2 protein-coding genes are annotated in these 3,124 nt (G+C 71.2%); both read right to left on the reverse strand.

Translation table 11 applies throughout. From position 1 onward, the window contains the following. Positions 1-153 precede the first annotated feature (153 nt). Positions 154-951 (reverse strand): histidinol-phosphatase, encoded by a 798-nt coding sequence (gene hisN, locus ACFFCN_RS18540; protein ID WP_375494082.1) that lies wholly within the window; start codon positions 949-951, stop codon positions 154-156. Positions 952-977: 26 nt separating this feature from the next. After that, a partial coding sequence (locus ACFFCN_RS18545; protein WP_375494084.1) for a glutaminase domain-containing protein occupies positions 978-3,124 on the reverse strand: 2,147 nt, incomplete at its 5' end.

A 3,124-nucleotide genomic window follows, 5' to 3' on the forward strand; every position in this document is an offset into this window, starting at 1 on the left:
GCCCTGACCCGCTCGCCCGCTCGCCCGCCCGCTCGCTCGCCCCACCACCACCACCACCACCCTCGGTGATCAACAGCAGGAAATGCGCGTCGGGGTGCGCATTACCTACTGTTGATCACGGGGGATTGCTGCGGCGGTCAGGCGGTCAGGCGGTCAGGCATGCAGCGCGGTGAGGAACTGCTCGTGCAGCAGGCCGTTGCTCACCGCGGCGTTGCCCCGATGCACGCCGTCGACGCCGTCCAACCCGGTGAACCGGCCGCCGGCCTCGGTGACGATCGGCGCGAGCGCCGCCATGTCCCACAGCGACAGCTCGGGCTCCGCGGCGAGATCGACGGCGCCTTCCGCGACAAGCATGTAGGACCAGAAGTCGCCGTACGCGCGGGTGCGCCACACGCGGTCGGTCAGCGCGATCAACGCGTCGCGACGCCCGGCCTGCGCCCAGCCCGACAGCGACGCGTAGGACAGGCTCGCGTCGCCGAGTTCCCCGACGTGCGAGACGGTCAACCGCCGCGGTGTCCCGCCGAACATGCTGGCCCACGCGCCGCCGTGGCGCATCGCCCACCACCGGCGGCCCAGCGCGGGCGCGGACACCACGCCGACCACGGCGTCGTCACCGTCGAGCAGCGCGATCAGCGTGGCCCACACCGGCACCGCGCGGACGAAGTTCTTCGTGCCGTCGATCGGGTCGAGCACCCAACGCCGCGCGGCGTCGCCGGTCGAGCCGAACTCCTCGCCGGACACTGCGTCGGCCGGCCGCTCGTCGCGCAGCGCATCGCGGATCGCGGTCTCCACCGCGCGGTCCGCGTCGCTGACCGGCGTCAGGTCCGGCTTGGTGTCGACGCGCAGGTCGCTCGCACCGAAGCGCTGCATCGTGATCGCATCGGCGGCGTCGGCGAGGCGCAGCGCGAGCGCGAGGTCGTCGGCGTGTTCGGTCTCGGCGGCGTCCGGCACGCACGCAGGCTATCGGGCGGCCGGGTTCAGCGGCCGACGGTGAGCAGCGCGAACAGGCCACCGACGACGGGCCGGTCCTGGAAGCCCGACTGCTTGGCCGTGGTCGTGTCGTACCAGTCGGAGAGCGGCACGCGCGTAGGCGTCGTGTTCGCATACACATACGTGCTCTCGATGAGCAGGTCACGGATGTCGTCGTGGTCGTGCAGCCATGCCGCCGTCCACATCTCCCAGTCGGCCTTCGTGTACGTGTGCCGGAGGTCCAGCGGCACCCCGTAGGTGTTGGCGCGGGTGAGGTACCACGCGGCCTCCCTGCTGGCGACGGCCGCCGGCACCAGGCCGGTGCCCAACAGGGTGTCGGCGTAGCCGTTGTACTTCAGGCTCCACGTCCCCGGCTGGTCGTACGCGAGCTTGAGGTGGTCGCCGTCGGTGTCGGTGGCCTTCGTCCGCCACTGCGCGATGTAGGACTGCGCGGTCGACCGGTAGCTCTTCTCGTCGGCGTGGTTCGCGGCCGCTGCGGCGAGCTTGCCCATCGCGGCGATGCCCACGATGCCCTTGAGCGCGAGGTTCACGCTGTGCCCGATGAACCCGGTGAAGTCGTCGGTCTGATTCTGGAAGCCCGGGTCGAGCGCGTTCCCGACGAGGTAGTCGGCCCACTTCTTCAGTTGCGCGTAGTGCGTCGTCGCGAACGACAGCGCGTCCTTGGCCGACAGCCGATCGGCGTAGGCCGCGCTCATGATCAGCATGTTGGCCGTCTCCTCGACCGGCATCGGCTCGGTGTTGCCCGGGGCCGAACCGCTGGCGTTCGGGTAGCTGGCGCCCAGGTCGTGCTCGGCGTACTGCTCGTTCCACCCGCCCGTCTCGGCGAACGCCAGTTGCGGCGCGAGGACCAGCCCGAGGTACGCGGGGTCGGCGTAGAGCCAGACCGGGACGGCAGGATACGTGACGTCGACGGTCGAGACGTTGCCGTCGCTGGAGATCTCCTTCAGCAACGCCCACGGCTTGCCGTCGCGCACGACCAGTTCGGTGCCCGCGTAGGCCTGCCGGAACGCGAGGTCGCACAGTGCGGCGTACTTCGCGCCACCGACTCGGGTGGCGTCGCGCGAGATCTTCGCGTCGAGCTTCTTCGCGCCACGCACGGCGGCGTCGTGGTCGTCGTGGAAGAACGCGGCCATGGCCTGCCAGCTGTCGTAATACGTGGTCCACAGCGGCGCGAGGTCGGTGCCCAGGTAGCTGACTGCGGGATTGCGGATGTGTCCGATGCTCACGGTGAACGGGTCCGTCGCGCCGCGCACGGTGCCGAGGTCGGCGTAGAACGCGAACACCGGCCACCGGTCGGAGATCGCGCGTGGCTTGTCCGGGTCCACGCTGTTGCTCAGCACGCCGTTGTCGACGGCCTGCGCGCGGACGACGGCGTCCTGCCCGATCTGCCAGCTGACGCCCTTGCGCTGGACGGCGCTCCAGACGACGGTGCCCCAGCTCGCGGTGTCGTTCTCCTCGGCCAGCACCTTCGGCGTATCCGGTGTGCTGGTCAGGCTGCGCAGCGTGCCGTTCGCAGTGCTGGTGGTCGCGGTGTCCCAGGTGATCTTCGCGTCAGTGTCGCCGTACGACCATTCGCCGCTGATGTCGAAGTACAGCCCGACCTGGTGGGCGCGACCGTCGTTGCTGCGCGCGGTGGCGGTGATGTAGGACAGCGGCATCGACTGCCGGCGCAGGTCGCCGGGCTCGACCGGTGAGTGGAAGACGACGGTGAGTTCCACGCCGCCCTGCTCGAGCACGAACGTCGAGCGGGTCGCGGTGACGGCGGCCGACGTCTGGCGCATCGTCGGGAACGGGTTGCGGCCGCCGATGAGCGGGTTGCCGAGGAAGACGTACGAAGTGCCGTCGACGCGCGCGATGCCGGACATCGCGGTGATCCGCCCGGTCCAGAACGTCGGCCAGGTGCCCGCGAGGTTGTCCGCGGCGAGCCAGGTGGACAAATAGGGCGAGCGGACGGCCAGTGGCACCGCCGGAGCGCGCAGCGGCGTGAAGTCCGGCAGCGCCGCGGTGGTCCGCGCAGCCGCCGCGGGTGCCGCGTCGGCGTCGACGCCGGTGCCGGTGGCCACCGCGCCGACGGCGGCCGCGGCGCCGGCGACACCGGTCCAGGCGAGGAACGAGCGGCGGGACGGGGCGGCGT

Origin of the sequence: uncultured Jatrophihabitans sp. (assembly GCF_964246335.1) — a bacterium.
Lineage (GTDB): Bacteria > Actinomycetota > Actinomycetes > Mycobacteriales > Jatrophihabitantaceae > Jatrophihabitans.